The organism is Deinococcus alpinitundrae (genome assembly GCF_009982895.1).
Taxonomy (GTDB): domain Bacteria; phylum Deinococcota; class Deinococci; order Deinococcales; family Deinococcaceae; genus Deinococcus; species Deinococcus alpinitundrae.
This window is the reverse complement of record NZ_WXZL01000122.1, coordinates 1-426: the sequence shown is the minus strand read 5'-3', so window position 1 is coordinate 426 and position 426 is coordinate 1. Positions and strand designations below refer to the sequence as shown.

1 protein-coding gene is annotated in these 426 nt (G+C 44.6%); it reads left to right on the top strand.

Features of this window, described 5'->3' with window-relative positions; translation table 11 throughout:
• Positions 1-358: hypothetical protein (locus GUI70_RS22695; protein ID WP_237725131.1), on the top strand; the 358-nt coding region annotated here is incomplete at its 5' end.
• Positions 359-426 lie beyond the last annotated feature (68 nt).

Sequence of the window (426 nt, the reverse complement as noted above, 5' to 3'; positions counted from 1 at the left end):
AGGGATCTGTGAGATCTGTGGCAAAGAACACATACTGAAAAACATGGACGTGGACCACAAGACGGGAGAGCATTCACTCAGAAGTGTTGACGATGTACAGAAGTTTGTTGAAGGTATTGTTTTTGTACGCAAAGAGGACCTTGCATTTCTGTGCAAGCCTTGTCACAAAATCAAGACGCATGCTGAGAGGTCTGGAATGTCTCATGATGATGCGGCTGTTGATAAATTAGCTATTCTCATTTGCAAAGGCAAGGCAGATGTGGTAAAGTTGTGGATCACAGAAAGAGGTGAGACTCCGGCACGAACAGTCCCAGAGAGAAAGCTTCAAGTTAAACGAATGTTGAAGGAGGGTAAATAATGTGGGAAAAATCTGAGAAACACCTAGCACTGTTGTTTTGTATCGCAGCAGCCCCGGTAACAGGGTTC